Annotated in this window: 10 protein-coding genes, 2 tRNA genes and 3 rRNA genes; 12 read left to right on the top strand and 3 right to left on the bottom strand. The window is 60.9% G+C overall.

Going from position 1 to position 20212, the window contains the following annotated elements; all coding sequences use genetic code 11:
* The first annotated feature begins 332 nt into the window (after nucleotides 1-332).
* The 3 genes from NDY25_RS10120 (at nucleotide 333) to bphP (ending at nucleotide 4198) form a co-directional block, all read left to right on the top strand.
* Entirely contained in the window at nucleotides 333-1604 is a 1272-nt protein-coding gene (locus NDY25_RS10120; RefSeq protein ID WP_256627915.1) for a TCR/Tet family MFS transporter, read from the top strand.
* A 99-nt stretch (nucleotides 1605-1703) separates the two neighbouring features.
* Nucleotides 1704-2297: a biliverdin-producing heme oxygenase gene (locus NDY25_RS10115; protein ID WP_168960073.1), complete on the top strand. Its 594-nt coding sequence runs from the start codon at nucleotides 1704-1706 to the stop codon at nucleotides 2295-2297.
* On the top strand, nucleotides 2294-4198 hold the full coding sequence (bphP, locus tag NDY25_RS10110) for a bacteriophytochrome BphP (RefSeq protein WP_168960072.1): 1905 nt from the start codon (nucleotides 2294-2296) through the stop codon (nucleotides 4196-4198). The genes NDY25_RS10115 and bphP overlap by 4 nt, the downstream gene beginning before the upstream one ends.
* A gap of 138 nt (nucleotides 4199-4336) precedes the next feature.
* Here bphP and NDY25_RS10105 read toward each other — a convergent pair whose 3' ends face one another.
* On the bottom strand, nucleotides 4337-5512 hold the full coding sequence (locus NDY25_RS10105; RefSeq protein ID WP_168960071.1) for a benzoate/H(+) symporter BenE family transporter: 1176 nt from the start codon (nucleotides 5510-5512) through the stop codon (nucleotides 4337-4339).
* A 769-nt stretch (nucleotides 5513-6281) separates the two neighbouring features.
* Here NDY25_RS10105 and NDY25_RS10100 point away from each other — a divergent pair.
* From NDY25_RS10100 to NDY25_RS10065, 8 genes are all read left to right on the top strand, one after another.
* Nucleotides 6282-7828, top strand: a 16S ribosomal RNA gene (locus NDY25_RS10100).
* A gap of 92 nt (nucleotides 7829-7920) precedes the next feature.
* A tRNA-Ala gene (locus NDY25_RS10095) sits at nucleotides 7921-7996 on the top strand.
* A 19-nt stretch (nucleotides 7997-8015) separates the two neighbouring features.
* Nucleotides 8016-8092 (top strand) — tRNA-Ile (locus NDY25_RS10090).
* Between the two features lie 228 nt (nucleotides 8093-8320).
* Nucleotides 8321-11203: ribosomal RNA gene (locus NDY25_RS10085) — 23S ribosomal RNA — on the top strand.
* 173 nt (nucleotides 11204-11376) lie between these two features.
* Nucleotides 11377-11491, top strand: a 5S ribosomal RNA gene (rrf, locus tag NDY25_RS10080).
* Together the 16S, 23S and 5S rRNA genes with 2 tRNA genes alongside form the textbook arrangement of a ribosomal RNA operon.
* A gap of 302 nt (nucleotides 11492-11793) precedes the next feature.
* Nucleotides 11794-12609 (top strand): bifunctional DNA-formamidopyrimidine glycosylase/DNA-(apurinic or apyrimidinic site) lyase, encoded by an 816-nt coding sequence (mutM, locus tag NDY25_RS10075; RefSeq protein ID WP_043889566.1) that lies wholly within the window; start codon nucleotides 11794-11796, stop codon nucleotides 12607-12609.
* Nucleotides 12610-12793: 184 nt separating this feature from the next.
* Nucleotides 12794-13897: a DUF4380 domain-containing protein gene (locus NDY25_RS10070; protein WP_168957587.1), complete on the top strand. Its 1104-nt coding sequence runs from the start codon at nucleotides 12794-12796 to the stop codon at nucleotides 13895-13897.
* A gap of 67 nt (nucleotides 13898-13964) precedes the next feature.
* Nucleotides 13965-15566: an OpgD/OpgG family glucan biosynthesis protein gene (locus tag NDY25_RS10065; protein ID WP_168957586.1), complete on the top strand. Its 1602-nt coding sequence runs from the start codon at nucleotides 13965-13967 to the stop codon at nucleotides 15564-15566.
* Between the two features lie 156 nt (nucleotides 15567-15722).
* Here the strand turns inward: NDY25_RS10065 and NDY25_RS10060 are convergent, their stop codons facing one another.
* Nucleotides 15723-16967 (bottom strand): GAF domain-containing sensor histidine kinase, encoded by a 1245-nt coding sequence (locus NDY25_RS10060; protein WP_168957585.1) that lies wholly within the window; start codon nucleotides 16965-16967, stop codon nucleotides 15723-15725.
* Nucleotides 16968-17432: 465 nt separating this feature from the next.
* Nucleotides 17433-18068, bottom strand: coding sequence for a thymidine kinase (locus NDY25_RS10055; RefSeq protein ID WP_104551568.1), 636 nt, complete (start codon nucleotides 18066-18068; stop codon nucleotides 17433-17435).
* A 114-nt stretch (nucleotides 18069-18182) separates the two neighbouring features.
* Here NDY25_RS10055 and NDY25_RS10050 point away from each other — a divergent pair, with 114 nt between their 5' ends.
* On the top strand, nucleotides 18183-20159 hold the full coding sequence (locus NDY25_RS10050; protein WP_104551569.1) for a UvrD-helicase domain-containing protein: 1977 nt from the start codon (nucleotides 18183-18185) through the stop codon (nucleotides 20157-20159).
* Nucleotides 20160-20212: the final 53 nt, after the last annotated feature.

The raw sequence follows: 20212 nt of genomic DNA, 5'->3' as shown, positions 1-20212 counted from the left end.
TAAAGAGGCAGCTATGACTCCCTTCTCCCTCGGGAGAAGGTGCCCCGAAGGGGCGGATGAGGGTACGCGCGAAGCCAGGTGGAATTTGAGTGCACGTGTGGCTTCGCCCCGTACCCTCGCCCCAACCCCTCTCCCGGCGGGAGAGGGGCTTGAACGACATCGCAATGATCTTGCGCTGGACGCATAGACCAGGCTCTTCGGACGCACACGCCAAGCGCTTCCCTTCTCCCCTCGGGAGAAGGTGCCCGAAGGGGCGGATGAGGGTACGTAAGCCCATCCCCACCGCTCAATCCACCGCTACACTCGCCGCTTCGCCCCCTGCGTGCCGCGCGATGTCCATTTCTCCCGATTCCGCATCCGCTCCTGCACCGGGCCGGCGCCGCGCCGCGCTGATCTTCATCTTCATCACCGTACTGATCGACGTGCTGTCCTTCGGCGTGATCATTCCGGTGTTGCCGGATCTGGTGCGCCAATTCACCGGTGGCGACTACGCCGTGGCCGCCGGCTGGATCGGCTGGTTCGGCTTTCTATTCGCCGCCATCCAGTTCGTCTGCTCGCCGCTGCAGGGCGCCTTGTCCGACCGCTACGGCCGCCGCCCGGTGATCCTGCTCTCGTGCCTGGGCCTGGGCCTGGACTTCATCCTGATGGCCGTCGCGCATTCCCTGCCGATGCTGCTGCTGGCGCGGGTGATCTCCGGCGTATGCTCGGCCAGCTTTTCCACTGCCAATGCCTATATCGCCGATGTCACCCCGGCCGATAAACGCGCCGGCGCGTTCGGCATGCTCGGCGCCGCATTCGGAATTGGCTTTGTCGCCGGCCCGCTGATCGGCGGCTGGCTGGGGAGCATCGGTCTGCGCTGGCCGTTCTGGTTTGCCGCCGGGCTGGCGCTGTTGAACGTGTTGTACGGTTGGTTCGTCTTACCCGAATCGCTGCCTGCCGAACGCCGCACCGCCCGCCTGGACTGGTCGCACGCCAACCCGCTTGGCGCGCTCAGGCTGCTGCGCCGCTATCCGCAGGTGTTCGGCCTGGCCTCGGTGGTGTTCCTGGCCAATCTGGCGCACTACGTCTACCCCAGCATCTTCGTGCTGTTCGCCAGTTACCAATATCACTGGGGCCCGCGTGAAGTGAGCTGGGTGCTGGCCGGTGTGGGCGTGTGCAGCATCATCGTCAACGCCTTGCTGGTCGGCCGGCTGGTGCGCTGGCTGGGCGAACGTCGCGCACTGCTATTGGGCCTGGGCTGCGGGGTGATCGGCTTTGTCATTTATGGGTTTGCCGAAAGCGGCACTGCGTTCCTGATCGGCGTGCCGATCAGCGCGTTCTGGGCAATCGCCGCACCGTCCGCGCAGGCCCTGATTACCCGCGAGGTCGGCGCCGATGCGCAAGGCCGCGTGCAGGGCGCGTTGACCAGTCTGATCAGCCTGGCCGGCATCGCCGGTCCATTGTTGTTCGCCAACGTGTTTGCCTGGTTCATCGGCAGCGGCGCCCCGTTGCATCTGCCCGGAGCGCCCTGGTTGCTGGCCGGTCTCCTGCTTGCCGCAGGCTGGGTCATGGCCTGGAAGCGGGCAGGGCGGGGCGCCGGGATTGCAGCCGCAGCGCCGCGATAATGCCAACCTATTCATGTTGCGCTCGCGCCTGCTTTATCTGATTTGCGCAGGCGCTGCTAGGCTGGTGTCCTTCGTGCCGCGGCACCGCCTCGAGTCCCTATGCCTTCCGACGCCTTGGCAGTTCCGCCCTCGGCCGCGTTCGTGCTGCGCGATGCCACTCAGGGCGTCCATTGCCTGGTCGAAGCGATCCCGCTGATGCAGGCATTGGGGCAGGGACGCGTCGATCGCGATGCCTATGCGCTGATCCTGCGCCGGCACTACGCGTTGCTGGCCGGCTTCGAAGAACAACTGAGCGATTGGCTCAACACGCTGGTTGGGACTGACTGGCACTATCGCCGCCGTGTGCCAGCCTTGCGCGAGGATTTGCGCACGCTGGGCCAACAGCCGGATGCGCCCATTGCACCACCCGTCGTCGATAACGAATCCGCGCGCTGGGGCATGCTGTACGTCATCGAAGGCTCGCAACTGGGCGGCCGCATGATCTCGCGCGCCTTGCGCAAGCAGCAGCCCGCATTGGCCGATGCCTTGCGCTATTTCGAACTGGCCGACAACGATCCGGCCGGCTGGCGCCATTTCCAGACCATGCTCAACCAACGTCTCGACACGCCTTGCACACGCAACGCCGCCATCGACGGTGCGCAGTCCATGTTTGCCCACTTCCACACCTGCCTCGCAGCGGAGCCGCGCCCGTGAACCAGCCAACCGAACCTTTGAATATGGATGCCTGCGCCCGCGAGCCGATCCACATTCCCGGCCTGATCCAGCCCTACGGCGTGCTGCTGGTGATCGAGCCGGCCGATGGACGCATCGTGCAGGCCAGCACCACTGCCGCCGAGTTGCTCGGCGTGCCGCTGGCCGAACTGTTGGGCATGCCCTACACGCAAGTGCTTGAACTGCCCGGCGAGCAGCCGTTCGCGGTCGACGACCAGGCGCAACACCTATTACATGCCGAGGTGCGTTTCCCCAGGCGCGCCGCGCCCACCGATCACCCATGGGTGGCCGCCTGGCATCTGTATCCGGAGCAATGGCTGGTCGAAATCGAACCGCGCGACGCCCGCCTGATGGACGTCACCCTGCGCGAGGCGCTGCCGCTGTTGCGCAGCATCGAGCGCGATCCCGGTATCGACGAAGCGGCGGTGCGTGCGGCCAAGGGCCTGCGCAACATGATCGGTTTTGATCGGGTGATGATTTACCGCTTCGACGAAGAGTGGAACGGCGAAGTCATTGCCGAGGCGCGCAACCCCGAATTGGTGGCCTATCTCGGCCAGCGTTACCCGTCCACCGACATTCCCGCGCAGGCGCGCGCGCTGTACCTGCGCAACCGCGTCCGCCAGATTGCCGATGTCGGCTACCAGTCCGCCGCAATCGAGCCCACCTTGCATCCGCGCCTGGGCACGCCGGTGGATCTGAGCGATGTCAGCCTGCGGAGCGTCTCGCCGGTGCATCTGGAATATCTGGCCAACATGGGCGTGAGTGCCACCCTGGTCTCCTCGCTCGTGGTCAACGACGTGCTGTGGGGGCTGATCGCCTGCCACCACTACAGCCCGCACTTCACCAGCCACGCCATGCGCGATGCCACCGATGCGGTCACGCGCGCGCTGGCCGGTCGCATCGGCGCCTTGCAGGCGGTCGAGCGTGCCCGCATGGAATCGGTGCTGCTCACCGTGCGCGAAAAGCTGATCACCGACTTCAACGACGCCGCCCAGATGACGGTGGAGATGCTCGCCGATATGGCGCCTGACCTGATGGACGTGGTGGATGCTGACGGCGTGGCGATCTTCCATGGCAAGGAGATCAGCCGCCACGGCACCGCGCCCGATGCCGCCGCGCTGCGGCGCATCCGCGACCACATCGAATCCGCACACCACGTCGCCCTGCGCGAGGATGCCGTCGGCGCCCTGCATGTGGAGGCGATCGGCGAGGTATTTCCCGAGCTGGCCGATCTGGCACCGCTGGCCGCCGGTTTCATTTTCGTGCCGCTGATGCCGCAGTCGCGCAGCGCCTTGCTGTGGACCCGCCGCGAACAGGTGCAGACGGTCAACTGGGCCGGCAATCCGCAGCTTGCCAAGCTGGCGGACATTCCCAACTCGCGCCTTTCGCCACGCAAGAGCTTCGATCTCTGGCAGGAAACCGTGCGTGGCCGCGCGCGTCGCTGGTCGCCGCTGCACCTGGAGTCGGCCCGCAGCCTGCGTGTGTTGATCGAACTGATGGAGCGCAAGCGCTTCCAGCAGGATTTCACCCTGCTCGAAGCCTCGCTGTCGCGTCTGCGCGACGGCGTGGCCATCATCGAACGTGGCGTAACCACGGCCGCGCACCGGCTGATGTTCATCAACCCGGCGTTCGCAGAGCTCATCCAGACCGAAGTGGCCGACCTGATCGGTTGCTACATCCTGACCCTGCTGGCCAGCGATGCCGCCCGGTCCAAGGTGGAACTGCTCGAAGAGGCGCTGCGGCAAGGCCGCGCCGCCTACGTCACCTTGCCGCTGCGCGCGCCCGGCGGCTCACCGGTCTACCGCCAATTCCATCTCGAACCGCTGCCCAGCCCTAGCGGCGTCACCGCGCACTGGCTGCTGCAGCTACGCGATCCCGAATAAGCGAGCCGGTGCCGCGCCAGGTGCAAGCTCGCAACATGCTGGCTGCGGTCCAGTTGCCTGCATCGCTTGGTGCGTCGGGCACGGCGTCTCAGTGAATCGATCCAATAAGACGCCCATCCACTGGATGGTGTGCCGCGGCTAAGCCCGCGGCCGCAACACCAACAAGGTGATCGTTCCGGCCACCAGGCCCCAGAACGAGGCACCGATCCCGCCCAGCGTCAGCCCGGACGCCGTGACCAGAAAGGTGATCAGCGCCGCCTCGCGCTCGCTGTCTTCGCGCAAGGCCGCCGCCAGGCTGTTGCCGATCGTGCCCAACAACGCGATCCCGGCGATCGCCATCACCAGCTCGCGCGGAAAGGCGGCAAACACCGCCGCCACGGTCGCGCCGAACAGGCCGATCACCACATAGAACACGCCCGCACTGACCGCAGCCACATAACGCCGCGCCGGATCTTCATGCGCCTCGCGTCCCATGCAGATCGCAGCGGTGATCGCCGCCAGGTTCAAGGCAAAGCCGCCGAATGGCGCTAGCAGCGTATTGACCGCACCGATCCAGCCGATCGTCGGCGAGATCGGCACCGTATAGCCGGAGGCCCGAATCACCGCCACACCCGGCACGTTCTGCGAGGCCATGGTGACCACGAACAACGGAATCGCCAGCCCGAACAGCGCCGCCCACGACAGTGACGGCATTACCAGCACCGGATGGGCCAATTCGATCTGCACCGCCGTCCAGTGCAATAGCCCGCCACTGGCCGCAATCGCGATGCCGACCAGCAACGTCGCAATCACCGCATAACGCGCAAACCAGCGCCGCCCGGCCAGATAGGTCGCCAGCATCGCCAGTGCCAACATCACCTGACTCTGCATCGCCACGAACAGATCCAGCCCAAAGCGCAACAACACCCCGGCCAACATGCCCGAGGCCAGCGAGATCGGAATGCGCCGGATCGCCCGCTCGAACAACCCCGAGAAACCCGCCACCATGCCAAGCACTGCAGCCACCACAAACGCACCGACCGCCTCACGCAACGGCACACCGGCCGCACTGCCGATCAGCATCGCCGCACCCGGCGTGGACCACGCCGTCACCACCGGCACGCGATAGCGCAGCGACAATCCAATGCAGGTCACCCCCATGCCGATCCCGAGCGCCCACATCCATGAGGCGATCTGCGCCTGATCCGCCCCCAGATGGCGTGCCGCCTCGAACACGATCACCGCCGAGCTGGCAAAACCCACCAGCACCGTGACAAAGCCTGCAGCAATCGCAGGCAGGGACAGATCGCGGAGCAGGCTGCGGGAGGGAAGCATCGTGAGCTCTCTATCTAGTGCACCCATTCTCACCGAGCACGCCGATGATCGATACCGAAGCACCTGTTTTATGGATGGCCCTGTATAGACACAGCCCTTTGGTTTTATAGAGAGAGCAGCGCCGCCACGTCGCATTTGCACGTGGAATCGGACGTCGCGCATTCGCGAAGTGATGCTCGTGTCATACCAGTGTCAAAAAGTGCTTGCACTTCTGCACAGTCTCGATAAACTGCGCGACCTCGCTCAGGACGGCGGCGCTTCTCGAAGCACCGCAACAACGAACGGGTTCGAAAACCCCCAGAAATTGGGTGTTGACGAAGTAGGAAAGTCGGCTATGATGGGCGGCTCGCTACACGGAAAGACGCTACGGCGGATTGAGGTGCAGCGGCGGCAACTTCCTCTTCACGAGGGGTTGACGAAGGTGAAAAGCCTGCTAATATGGCCGGCTCGCTTCGCAGAAAACCTTCGGGCCGAAACAAAGCAGCGTCAACCACCTCGGAAACAAGGTGTTGACGGTAAGAAAAAGTCCGCTATACTAGGCGGCTCGCTTCGAAGGAAACGACGAAGCTGACGGGAACGGCGCTGAGGCCACTTCCCCATGTTCTTTGACAGTGTGCGCAGGTAATTTGTGCGGACGCCTGCAGGAAGGATGATTGTCCATCTTGCAGACGTTTAATCAAAAAGCAACATATTAATTGCTTTGCAAGCGATAAGTTGTCAGTGGTTGAACTTCTGCAGCTAAAGTAATTTGTCTTCGGACATGTAATTTTAAGTGAAGAGTTTGATCCTGGCTCAGAGTGAACGCTGGCGGCAGGCCTAACACATGCAAGTCGAACGGCAGCACAGTAAGAGCTTGCTCTTATGGGTGGCGAGTGGCGGACGGGTGAGGAATACATCGGAATCTACTCTTTCGTGGGGGATAACGTAGGGAAACTTACGCTAATACCGCATACGACCTACGGGTGAAAGCGGAGGACCTTCGGGCTTCGCGCGATTGAATGAGCCGATGTCGGATTAGCTAGTTGGCGGGGTAAAGGCCCACCAAGGCGACGATCCGTAGCTGGTCTGAGAGGATGATCAGCCACACTGGAACTGAGACACGGTCCAGACTCCTACGGGAGGCAGCAGTGGGGAATATTGGACAATGGGCGCAAGCCTGATCCAGCCATGCCGCGTGGGTGAAGAAGGCCTTCGGGTTGTAAAGCCCTTTTGTTGGGAAAGAAAAGCAGTCGGTTAATACCCGATTGTTCTGACGGTACCCAAAGAATAAGCACCGGCTAACTTCGTGCCAGCAGCCGCGGTAATACGAAGGGTGCAAGCGTTACTCGGAATTACTGGGCGTAAAGCGTGCGTAGGTGGTGGTTTAAGTCTGTTGTGAAAGCCCTGGGCTCAACCTGGGAATTGCAGTGGATACTGGGTCACTAGAGTGTGGTAGAGGGTAGCGGAATTCCCGGTGTAGCAGTGAAATGCGTAGAGATCGGGAGGAACATCCGTGGCGAAGGCGGCTACCTGGACCAACACTGACACTGAGGCACGAAAGCGTGGGGAGCAAACAGGATTAGATACCCTGGTAGTCCACGCCCTAAACGATGCGAACTGGATGTTGGGTGCAATTTGGCACGCAGTATCGAAGCTAACGCGTTAAGTTCGCCGCCTGGGGAGTACGGTCGCAAGACTGAAACTCAAAGGAATTGACGGGGGCCCGCACAAGCGGTGGAGTATGTGGTTTAATTCGATGCAACGCGAAGAACCTTACCTGGTCTTGACATCCACGGAACTTTCCAGAGATGGATTGGTGCCTTCGGGAACCGTGAGACAGGTGCTGCATGGCTGTCGTCAGCTCGTGTCGTGAGATGTTGGGTTAAGTCCCGCAACGAGCGCAACCCTTGTCCTTAGTTGCCAGCACGTAATGGTGGGAACTCTAAGGAGACCGCCGGTGACAAACCGGAGGAAGGTGGGGATGACGTCAAGTCATCATGGCCCCTACGACCAGGGCTACACACGTACTACAATGGTAGGGACAGAGGGCTGCAAACCCGCGAGGGTAAGCCAATCCCAGAAACCCTATCTCAGTCCGGATTGGAGTCTGCAACTCGACTCCATGAAGTCGGAATCGCTAGTAATCGCAGATCAGCATTGCTGCGGTGAATACGTTCCCGGGCCTTGTACACACCGCCCGTCACACCATGGGAGTTTGTTGCACCAGAAGCAGGTAGCTTAACCTTCGGGAGGGCGCTTGCCACGGTGTGGCCGATGACTGGGGTGAAGTCGTAACAAGGTAGCCGTATCGGAAGGTGCGGCTGGATCACCTCCTTTTGAGCATGACGTCATCGTCCTGCGGGCGTCCTCACAAATTACCTGCATTCAGAGATTCATACCGGCACAGGTCGGTATGCGAAGTCCCCTTTGGGGCCTTAGCTCAGCTGGGAGAGCACCTGCTTTGCAAGCAGGGGGTCGTCGGTTCGATCCCGACAGGCTCCACCATATTGAGTGAAAAGACTTCGGGTCTGTAGCTCAGGTGGTTAGAGCGCACCCCTGATAAGGGTGAGGTCGGTAGTTCGAGTCTACCCAGACCCACCACTCTGAATGTAGTGCACACTTAAGAATTTATATGGATCAGCGTTGAGGCTGAGACATGTTCTTTTATAACTTGTGACGTAGCGAGCGTTTGAGATATCTATCTAAACGTGTCGTTGAGGCTAAGGCGGGGACTTCGAGTCCCTAAATAATTGAGTCGTATGTTCGCGTTGGTGGCTTTGTACCCCACACAACACGTACATGTAGCTCCGAGGCAACTTGGGGTTATATGGTCAAGCGAATAAGCGCACACGGTGGATGCCTAGGCGGTCAGAGGCGATGAAGGACGTGGTAGCCTGCGAAAAGTGTCGGGGAGCTGGCAACAAGCTTTGATCCGGCAATATCCGAATGGGGAAACCCACTGCTTCGGCAGTATCCTGCAGTGAATTCATAGCTGCTGGAAGCGAACCCGGTGAACTGAAATATCTAAGTAACCGGAGGAAAAGAAATCAACCGAGATTCCCTAAGTAGTGACGAGCGAACGGGGAACAGCCCTTAAGCTGGAATGGCTTTAGAAAAACAATCTGGAAAGATTGGCCATAGAAGGTGATAGCCCTGTATTTAAAAGGGCCACTCCAGTGAAGACGAGTAGGGCGGGGCACGTGAAACCCTGTCTGAATATGGGGGGACCATCCTCCAAGGCTAAATACTCCTGACCGACCGATAGTGAACCAGTACCGTGAGGGAAAGGCGAAAAGAACCCCGGAGAGGGGAGTGAAATAGATCCTGAAACCGTGTGCGTACAAGCAGTAGGAGCTCGCAAGAGTGACTGCGTACCTTTTGTATAATGGGTCAGCGACTTACTGTTCGTGGCAAGCTTAACCGTATAGGGGAGGCGAAGGGAAACCGAGTCTGATAAGGGCGCATAGTCGCGGGCAGTAGACCCGAAACCGGGTGATCTAGTCATGGCCAGGGTGAAGGTGCCGTAACAGGTACTGGAGGCCCGAACCCACGTCTGTTGCAAAAGACGGGGATGAGCTGTGATTAGGAGTGAAAAGCTAATCGAACCCGGAGATAGCTGGTTCTCCTCGAAAGCTATTTAGGTAGCGCCTCGGACGAATACTACTGGGGGTAGAGCACTGTTATGGCTAGGGGGTCATCGCGACTTACCAAACCATTGCAAACTCCGAATACCAGTACGTACTATCCGGGAGACACACGGCGGGTGCTAACGTCCGTCGTGAAAAGGGAAACAACCCAGACCCACAGCTAAGGTCCCAAATTCACTGCTAAGTGGAAAACGATGTGGAAAGGCATAGACAGCCAGGAGGTTGGCTTAGAAGCAGCCACCCTTTAAAGAAAGCGTAATAGCTCACTGGTCGAGTCGGTCTGCGCGGAAGATTTAACGGGGCTAAGCAGTGAACCGAAGCTTGGGGTGCGTAAAACTTCGGTTTTATGCGCGGTAGAGGAGCGTTCCTTAAGCCTGCGAAGGTGGATTGAGAAGTCCGCTGGAGGTATCGGAAGTGCGAATGCTGACATGAGTAACGATAATGCGGGTGAAAAGCCCGCACGCCGAAAGCCCAAGGTTTCCTTGCGCAACGTTAATCGACGCAGGGTTAGTCGGTCCCTAAGGCGAGGGCGAAAGCCGTAGTCGATGGGAAGCAGGTTAATATTCCTGCACCTCGCGTGAGTGCGATGGAGGGACGGAGAAGGTTAGGTGTACCGGGCGTTGGTTGTCCCGGGGAAAGGCGGTAGGTTTGGATCTTTGGCAAATCCGGGATCCTTTAAGACCGAGCACCGAGACGAGCCTTTATGGCAAAGTCACTGATACCACGCTTCCAGGAAAAGCTCCTAAGCTTCAGCTCACGAAGACCGTACCGTAAACCGACACAGGTGGGTAGGATGAGAATTCTCAGGCGCTTGAGAGAACTCGGGTGAAGGAACTAGGCAACATGGCACCGTAACTTCGGGAGAAGGTGCACCCTTTTTGGTGGCTCATGCGAGCTATAGCTGAAGAGGGTCGCAGAAACCAGGCCGCTGCGACTGTTTATCAAAAACACAGCACTCTGCAAACACGAAAGTGGACGTATAGGGTGTGACGCCTGCCCGGTGCTGGAAGGTTAATTGATGGGGTCAGCCGCAAGGCGAAGCTCTTGATCGAAGCCCCAGTAAACGGCGGCCGTAACTATAACGGTCCTAAGGTAGCGAAATTCCTTGTCGGGTAAGTTCCGACCTGCACGAATGGCGTAACGACAGCGGCGCTGTCTCCACCCGAGACTCAGTGAAATTGAAATCGCTGTGAAGATGCAGCGTTCCCGTGGCAAGACGGAAAGACCCCGTGAACCTTTACTATAGCTTTACACTGAACGTTGAGTTCGTCTGTGTAGGATAGGTGGGAGGCTATGAAACTGTGGCGCTAGCTGCAGTGGAGCCATCCTTGAAATACCACCCTGTCGTGCTTGACGTTCTAACCTAGATCCGTTATCCGGATCAGGGACCGTGTATGGTGGGTAGTTTGACTGGGGCGGTCTCCTCCTAAAGAGTAACGGAGGAGCACGAAGGTACGCTCAGCGCGGTCGGACATCGCGCACTGTGTGCAAAGGCATAAGCGTGCTTGACTGCAAGATCGACGGATCAAGCAGGTACGAAAGTAGGTCTTAGTGATCCGGTGGTTCTGTATGGAAGGGCCATCGCTCAACGGATAAAAGGTACTCCGGGGATAACAGGCTGATACCGCCCAAGAGTTCATATCGACGGCGGTGTTTGGCACCTCGATGTCGGCTCATCACATCCTGGGGCTGTAGTCGGTCCCAAGGGTATGGCTGTTCGCCATTTAAAGTGGTACGCGAGCTGGGTTCAGAACGTCGTGAGACAGTTCGGTCCCTATCTGCCATGGGCGTTGGAAGTTTGAGAGGGGCTGCTCCTAGTACGAGAGGACCGGAGTGGACGAACCTCTGGTGTTCCGGTTGTCACGCCAGTGGCATTGCCGGGTAGCTATGTTCGGAAGCGATAACCGCTGAAAGCATCTAAGCGGGAAGCGCGCCTCAAGATGAGACTTCCCGGGGCACAAGCCCCCTAAAGGAACCATATAGACTATGTGGTTGATAGGTCAGGTGTGTAAGTACAGCAATGTATTGAGCTAACTGATACTAATGATCCGTGCGGCTTGACCATATAACCTCAAGTTGCCTTGGTCCCAACGAACGTTGGTAGATCCGCAAACGCAAGCTACGTCACAAGTTAACTATGCGAGACGAGCGCTGTATGCGCTTCCCTTCGCAAGAGCCTGCACATCCTTGTGCAGACTCTTGAAGAGAAGCAAATATCGGCGACTCTCCAACCGTCTCCCTGGTGAAATTAGCGCTGTGGAACCACCCGATCCCATCCCGAACTCGGAAGTGAAACGCAGCTGCGCCGATGGTAGTGTGGCTCAAGCCATGCGAGAGTAGGTCATCGCCAGGGGCTTTACCCGAAACCCTCAGTCCAACAGGACTGGGGGTTTCTTTTGCACGGAATTCGGCGCGATAGGCCGAGGCCGAGGCCGGGAACCGAAAATTGACAAGAAGGCGCTGGGAAAATCTGCAAATGTCGCTCTGATCCCAGCTGCGTTTGAACACCCGCGAAGCGGTGCTGGACGAGAACTGCAGCAAGCACACTGACGTCCAAGCGTAGATCTGGATCAGACGAGATTTGGGTTTATCTAGCTCCGCCACCATATCCATCACGTCGGCAACATCGCCGGCCTCGCCTATTTGGATATCTGCATGCCCGAGCTTCCCGAAGTCGAAACCACCTTGCGCGGCCTGGCCCCGCATCTGGTTGACCAACGGATTCATGGTGTCATCCTGCGACGACCGGATCTGCGCTGGCCCATTCCCGAGCAGATCGAGCAGCTGCTTCCTGGCGCCACCATTACCAACGTACGACGTCGCGCCAAGTATCTGTTGATCGATACCGATGCTGGCGGCAGTGCGCTGCTGCATCTTGGAATGTCCGGAAGTCTGCGCGTGTTGCCTGGCGATACATTGCCGCGTGCGCACGATCATGTGGATATCAGTTTGGAAAATGGGCGCGTGCTGCGCTTCAACGATCCGCGCCGATTCGGCTGCCTGCTGTGGCAATCTGATACGCAGGTGCACGAGTTGCTTGCTGCACTTGGTCCCGAACCATTATCGGATGCATTTACTGGCGATTATCTGCATGCACTGGCGCGTGGCCGTCGGGCCGCGGTGAAAACCTTTCTGATGGATCAAGCAGTCGTCGTCGGCGTGGGGAATATTTACGCTGCCGAAAGCCTGCATCGCGCGGGAATCAGCCCCTTGCGAGAGGCTGGAAAAGTATCTTTGGACCGCTACCGGCGCTTGGCTACAGCAGTCAAAGACATTTTGGGATATGCGATCCAGCGCGGAGGCACGACGTTGCGTGATTTCATTAGCCCGGACGGTGCGCCTGGTTACTTCGAGCAGGAACTCACGGTGTATGGGCGTGAGGGTGAGGCCTGCAAGCAATGTGGACGTGTGTTGAAACACGCCACCATCGGACAACGCGCGACGGTGTGGTGCGGGAGTTGCCAACGTTGACAGCGGGCTAGGTCACACCCGCTGATCGAAACAACAGTAGCCAGTTCTGAATCAGCGAAGGCATCTGGCGAGCAGCCCTGAGGTAAATGCGAAGGGCGCGCTCAGAACCGCAGTTACCGATGGCTCGCTGGTGCGTGGCTCTGCATCGCGCCACAATCGTTGCGTCCTGCGATTGGAGTTGCACATGTCTGCCTTATTGCGTCGCTTCGTGCCGCTTATTGCTGTTGGTGCATTTACGTTGCAGCCTGCAGCAAGTGTGTGTGCCCAGGAGCTTGCGTCCAGCCCCAAGGCCACAATCGAGCGCATCCACTTGCATAACGAGGTTATCGAGCTCAGTGCCACGCCTGCGCTCGGTGGGCGAGTGCTGTCCTTCAATTTGCGTGGACACCCCAACGTGTTGAAGACGGGCATCGCCGTAGACCAGCAACCTATTCCGGAGGTCTCTGCCACTGCAGGCGATATCCCGTATCTGGGCCACGATGTCTGGGTGGGGCCGCAGAGTCAGTGGTGGCTGCATCAACAGGTCAACCCCGCACGTAAAGCCGCAGCTGCAGTGTGGCCGCCGGATCCGTATCTGTCGTTGGCAACCACACGCACGGTTACACGCAGTGGCAATCAACTGATCCTGGAAGGCGTACCCAGTCCGGTCACCGGTGTGCAACTACGCAAGCGTGTTGCGCTCTCATCCACGCGTGCCGATACCGTGGAGGTGGAGGCCACTGCACGCAATATCCGCAAACAGCCTATCGCTTGGGATCTGTGGTTCAACACGCGGGTTGCAGCCAGTACGCGTGTCTTCGTCCCGGTGGCCAATGCGGCTGATATCCGCGTTCAACCGCCGACGGAGGCTGGCACGACTGCGCCGACGTATCGCCATCACGAGGGCGTTTTCGTGCTGAGTGCCGATACACGACAGGACGGGCTGACCCAGCGCGGCAAGCTGTTGCTGCAGCCTTCGGCTGGCTGGATGGCGGGTTTTGCAGGTGGTCAGGTGCTGGTGATCCGCTTTACGCATCAGCCACTGGCGGCGATTCACCCTGAACAAGGGCAGGTGGAGTTGTATATGGATGCGCCACCACAGCACCCCGAGCAAGGACTGCTGGAAATGGAGGTGCATGCGCCATATCGGCAGCTTGCACCCGGTGCTCAGATGCAGGCCCAGGAGCAGTGGACCTTGCTGCGTTATAGCGGCCCTGACGAACAGCAGGCACAGCGACAGTTCCTGTGCAGCAAGGCGAAAGAGCTGGGGCTGAGAAACGCGTGCGCGTCTTCGTCAGCGGCGCCCTGAGCGTCGCATTCACCTGCACGCCGGGCTGTGGCTATGATGTCGCCATTCCCTGATCAGATCGATGCGCATGCAACGACGCCACTTCCTGAAAAATGCCGCTGCCGCTTTGGCTGCGCTCGGTTTGCCGGCGTTGCCGCAATGGGCATTGGCGGCCAAGGCGGTGGGCCTGCGTCGGTTGGGGCAGCCGCAACCGTTCGACTATGCCTGGCTCAAGGGGCAGGCACGCGAACTGGCCAAGGCGCCCTACAAGAGCCATAAGCAGGTGTTGCCGGGACCGCTTGAGGCGTTGAACTGGGATCAGTACCAGTCGATCCGCTACCGTCAGGACCATGCGTTATGGGCCGATGGCAACGGCAAGTTCCAGGCGAAGTTCTTCCACCTGGGGCTGTTCTTCCATACCCCGGTGCATATCTACGACATCGTCGATGGCAAGGCGCAACAACTGGCCTATGACCCGGCTGCGTTCGATTACGGCAGCAGCGGGCTGGGCGGCAAGCAGTTGCCTAAAGACCTGGGGTTTGCAGGATTTCGTCTGAACACGCGCAAGGACACCGACCGCGATTTTTCGGCGTTTCTGGGCGCGAGTTATTTCCGTGCGGTAGGCAAGGAAGGCCAGTACGGGCAGTCGGCGCGTGGCTTGGCGATCGATACCGGAACGGGCGGGCCGGAGGAGTTTCCGGACTTCATCGCCTATTACCTGGAGCAGCCGGCGGACGATTCGGACACTGTGGTGGTGTACGGGTTGTTGGATTCGCCCAGTGTTGCCGGTGCGTATCGGTTTGCCATCACCAATGGCGAGGTGCTGGTGATGGATATCGACAGCGCGCTGTATCCGCGCAAGGCCATCGAGCGGCTGGGCATCGGCCCGTGCACCAGCATGTACCAGGTGGGCGAAAACGACAGCCGGATGGATTGGGACTGGCGCCCGGAGATCCACGACACCGACGGGTTGGCGATGTGGACCGGCGGCGGCGAGTGGATTTGGCGGCCGTTGTGCAACCCGCCGCAGCTGCGCTTCAACATGTTTGTGGACGAGAACCCGCGCGGGTTCGGGCTGCTGCAGCGCGATCGCAATTTCGACCATTACCAGGACGATGGCGTGTTCTATGAGAAGCGGCCGTGCCTGTGGGTGGAACCCAAGAGCGGCTGGGGCAAGGGCTCGGTGCAACTGGTCGAGATTCCGACCGTGGATGAGACCTTCGACAACATCGTGGCGTTCTGGAATCCGCAGGCCAAGCCGCAGCCGGGGCAGGAGCTGCTGATGGGGTATCGCCTGTATTGGGGCGCGCACCCGCCGGCCAGCTCGCCGCTGGCGCATTGCGTGGCCACGCGGACCGGCCTGGGCGGCATCGTCGGGCAGAAGCGGAGTCATTTCTCGTGGCGGTTTGCGGTGGATTTCGCCGGGGGCGAGCTGGCTGCGCTGGTCAAGGATTCCAAGACCAAGGTCGAGGCGATCATCCAGGTGTCGCGCGGAACCACCGAGATCGTATCGGCGCGTCCGCTGCATGAACTCAAAGGCTATCGGGCGATGTTCGACCTGGTGCCGCCAGATGACAGCACCCAGCAGATCGATATCCGTCTGTTCCTGCGCGCCAACGGCAAGCCGCTGACCGAAACCTGGCTGTACCAATGGACGCCGCCGCCGGCGAGCGAGCGCAAGATTTACTAGGGCGCAGGCGCGTCGCGCAGCCGTGCTGCGCGATCGATAAGTGCCACCATCGTCAGTGACTTACGAACAGCGTGATGCCAGACCGCCGATTTGAAATATCGACCGCGGCTGCGTGACAGCCGCGCAGTTATTGATGCACCGCCAACGCGCCCCGGCTCAGGCCGACGTCGCGCTGTTGACCAGTTGCATGCGTGCACGCGGGCGCACGCAGGCCAGCTCTACACGGAAACAGGTGCCATCCTTGCCGCTGGTGATGCGCAGTTCGCCTTGATGGGCCTGGGCGATCTGGGCGGCCATATGCAGACCCAGATCGACTTCCGGCAATGCCCGGCCGGGGGTGTGTACATGGGTGGAGGCTTGCAGCACATCGAGCCGGCGCGGATCGATGCCGTCCAGATTGCAGACTTCGATGCGCAGGCGACCGTTCTCGGTCACTGCAACCGCCTTGATCAGCGAACTCTGCTGACCTTGCACGACGGCGTTGATCATCAGGCTGCCGAACATCTGCGCCAGGCGCACGGCATCGCCATGTACCGGTTCGTCGATGGCCACATGCGTGGACAGCACCTGGTTGGGGTAGGCAGCGCGTGTTTCGTCGACCACTTGCGATAGCGCATCGAGCAGGTCGCTGCCATTGCCGTAGTCCAGCTGCAGCCAGTCGCGTTCGATGCCACGCGCGAAATCGCTGGCGAAGTCGATCAGTTCTTCCATGCGCCGCAGGCTGCGCTGCATCGAGCGGATGGCGCCGCCCTGGCGTTGATTGAGCGGGTCGATGGCCAGCACGTCCACCACCGCATGCATCGACTGCAGCGGGTTGCGCAGGTCGTGCCCAAGGATGCCGATGAACTCTTCGCGCAGGCGCGCCGAGGCACCGATGCGCCCCAGTTCGCTGCGTGCCCGCAGCGATTCCTGTGCGCTCTCTTCGGCACGCTGCTCGGCCTGGATCTGCGCGGCCAGCAGTTGCGCCAGCAGCTCGACCTTTTCCACCAACGGCGCGTCCATGACACGCGGCAACGGGTCCAGCGCGCACAAGGTGCCGAACACGCTGCCGTCGTCGAACTTGATCGGCACCGACACATAGCTTTCGAAGCCATAGAGCCGCGGCGTGGGGTGGTCGCGGAAGACCGGGTGCTCGGAGGCATGGCCGAACCACAACGCGTTGCCCTGGGTGCGCACGCTGTCGCAGAAGGTGGTGACTAAGGGCAGCTCGTCGCCAGGCGTCAGACCGAAGGACAGGTCGTCGCGCACCTGGCAGGTCACCCAGCGCGTATCGGTCACGCGCGCGACGGCGGCGAACCCCATGCCGGTCAAACGAGTAAGGATGGTCAGCACATCGGGGACCGACGATAGCCGGCCAACACGCGCGATATCTGCACGTAATTCGGGAGGAAGCGGACCCATATATTGCCTCCCGACAAATGGATGGTCGCAAGCTTACAGGACTGTGGTTGAGCTTGGTTGCATGTAGATCGCTGCAACGCTGGGCAAACGATACGCTGGTTGATGGGGCGCAGATATACAGCGGCGATTGAATGCCTGCCTGGGTTTAGCGTCGCATCACAAGCGTATAGCGAGCCAGAGGATTAACGGCGGTTCGGCTGAATTCTTCAGCGAGTCATCACTGCGCGCTGCCTACTGATAGCGGGGAAATATCGGGGCGTGGTAACACCGACTCATCACTCATGGAGGCTGCCATCGACCCGCGTTGGCCAATGGTCAGTCGGTAGACGATGGCTCCGGTGTTGCGATGCCACCGTCGTCGGCGGATTTGTCGATGACAGCCCGCACAGGGGATTGGCATCGCCCGCTGTAGGGGCGACATGCCAGCACCGCGCTGCGCCGCTGGCAGCATGATGCTGTGGAGCGTTACGTCCCCGCAGGCGGCAACGGCAATGCAATCTGCAGCGGGTCGATGCGGCCTTCGCCACGCATGATCTTCTTGAACTCGGCACGGCTGACTGACACGTAGCGCTCGTTGCCGCCGATCTCCACCTGCGGGCCGTCCTGCACCGCATGCCCTTGCGCGTCCACGCGCACGGTCATGGTGGCCTTGCTGCCGCTGTGGCAGATGGTCTTGATCTCGTCCAGCTCGTCGGCCCAGGCCAGCAGGAACTGGCTGCCCTCGAACAGCTCGCCGCGGAAGTCAGTGCGCAACCCGTAACAGAGCACCGGCACGCGCAGGCGGTCGACCACCTCGCTCAACTGCCAGACCTGCGCACGGTTGAGAAACTGCGCCTCATCGACCAGGACGCAATGCAGCGCACCCTCGGCCTGGATGTCGCGCTCGATGAGCTGCTGCAACTCGGTATCGCGATCGAAGGTGCGCCCGTCGGCGCGCAGGCCGATCCGCGAGGCCACCACGCCGCTGCCTGCGCGGTGATCGAGCTTGGGCGTGAGGATCAACGTGCGCATGCCGCGTTCGCGGTAGTTGTGCGCGGACTGCAGCAAGGTGGTGGTCTTGCCGGCATTCATTGCCGAATAGTAGAAATAGAGCTTGGCCATCGGTGGATTTTACCGGGCCGCGCGGTATGCGGTAATGGCTGGCGAGCATGAACCGGCAGCGCCGGCTCGCCCGACGCGGCGCCGGTACAATGGCCCGCTCTGTCGGAAGCCCCTATGCACGGTCTCAATCCCCCGCAAAGCGCCGCAGTGCTGCACTGCGAAGGTCCCTTGTTGGTGCTGGCCGGTGCCGGCAGCGGCAAGACGCGCGTGATCGTGGAAAAGATCGCGCATCTGATCGCCATCGGCCGCTATCCGGCCAAGCGCATCGCCGCGATCACCTTCACCAACAAGTCGGCCAAGGAAATGCGCGAGCGTGTGGCCAAGCGTATCCGGGGCGACGGCGCCGATGGGCTGACCATCTGCACCTTCCACGCGCTGGGGCTGAAGTTCCTGCAGATCGAACACGCCGCTGCCGGTTTGAAGCGCGGCTTTTCGATCTTCGATTCCGACGATGCCGCCGCCCAGATCAAGGACCTGATGCATGGCGCCAAGCCCGATGCGATCGAAGACGCCAAGAACCTGATCTCGCGTGCCAAGAACGCCGGCATGTCGCCCGAGCAGGCGATGGCGGCGGCACGCAGCAATCGCGAAAAGGAAGCGGCCAGCCTGTACGAGCGCTACCAGGCGCGGCTGACCACCTTCAACGCGGTGGACTTCGACGATCTGATCCGCCTGCCGGTGCAGATTCTGGAGGGCAACGAAGAGATCGTGATGGGCTGGCGCGAGCGCATCGGCTATCTGCTGGTGGACGAGTGCCAGGACACCAACGATGCGCAATATCGCCTGCTGAAAATGCTGGCCGGGCCACGCGGCAACTTCACCTGCGTGGGCGACGACGACCAGAGCATCTACGCCTGGCGTGGCGCCAATCCGGAGAACCTGCAGCAGATGGGGCGCGATTATCCGGCGCTGGAAATCATCAAGCTGGAACAGAACTACCGCTGCTCCAACCGCGTGCTGCGGGCGGCCAATGCTTTGATCGCGCACAACCCGCACGAGCACTTGAAGACGCTGTGGAGCGATCAGGCCGACGGCGAGCGCATTCGCGTGTGGGAATGCCGCGACAGCGAGCACGAGGCCGAAAAGGTCGCCGCCGAGATCTCGTTTCTGGGCACCGCCAAGCAGGTGCCGTGGAGCGATTTCTGCATCCTGTTCCGCGGTAATTTTCAATCGCGGCCGTTGGAAAAAGCGCTGCAGTTGCTGCGCGTGCCGTATCACCTGACCGGTGGTACTGCGTTCTTGGAGCGGCAGGAAGTCAAGGACGTGCTGTCGTGGTTGCGGTTGATCGTCAATCCCGAAGACGACGCGGCGTTCTTGCGCGCGGTGCAGTCGCCCAAGCGCGAAGTGGGGGCGACCTCGCTGGCGCGGTTGGCCGAGCTGGCCAGTGCCAAGTCGGTGCCGATGTCGCGCGCAGCCGAATCGATGGGCGCGCTGCAGCACTTGCCGCCGCGTGCGGCCAACGGCTTGAGCGCGTTTACCGACATCCTGCGTGATATGCGCGAGCATTCGGCCACGCTGCCGGCCGGCGAATTAGTGCGCACCTTGGCCGAAAAATCCGGCCTGCTCAACGACCTGCGCAACCAGTCCAAGGACGAAACCGGCTTCCAGCGCCGCAAGCGCAACCTGGACGAATTGGCCGAGTGGTTCGAAGGCGGCCCGCGTGGGGCAAGCGCCAGCGATCTGGCCGCGCAGCTGGCGTTGTTGTCGCGCAACGACAAGGACGATGGCGGCAACCAGGTGCGCATGATGACCATGCATGCGTCCAAGGGCCTGGAATTCCGTTATGTGTTCATCGTCGGCTGCGAAGACGGCGTGCTGCCGCACGAAGTGAGCCTGGAAGAAGGCAATCTGCAGGAAGAACGCCGCCTGCTGTACGTGGGCATCACCCGCGCCAAGGAGCAGCTGTGGATGAGCCACAGCAAGCTGACGCGCAAGTTCGGCGAGCATGTGCGGCTCAAGCCGAGCCGGTTCTTCGACGAGATTCCGGCCGAAGAACTGCAGCGCGATGGTGCCGACCCGGTGGCCGATGCCGAGCGCAAGAAAGAGCGCGCCAGCGCGGGCCTGGCGGCGATCCAGGCGTTGTTCGACTAGCGGTTGTTGCGCATGCGCAGGCTTGCCAGCGACAGGCCTGCACGGCAGTCTGG

Source organism: Xanthomonas hortorum pv. pelargonii (assembly GCF_024499015.1).
In the GTDB taxonomy this organism is placed as follows: domain Bacteria; phylum Pseudomonadota; class Gammaproteobacteria; order Xanthomonadales; family Xanthomonadaceae; genus Xanthomonas; species Xanthomonas hortorum_B.
This window is presented reverse-complemented; position numbering and strand designations above follow the sequence as displayed.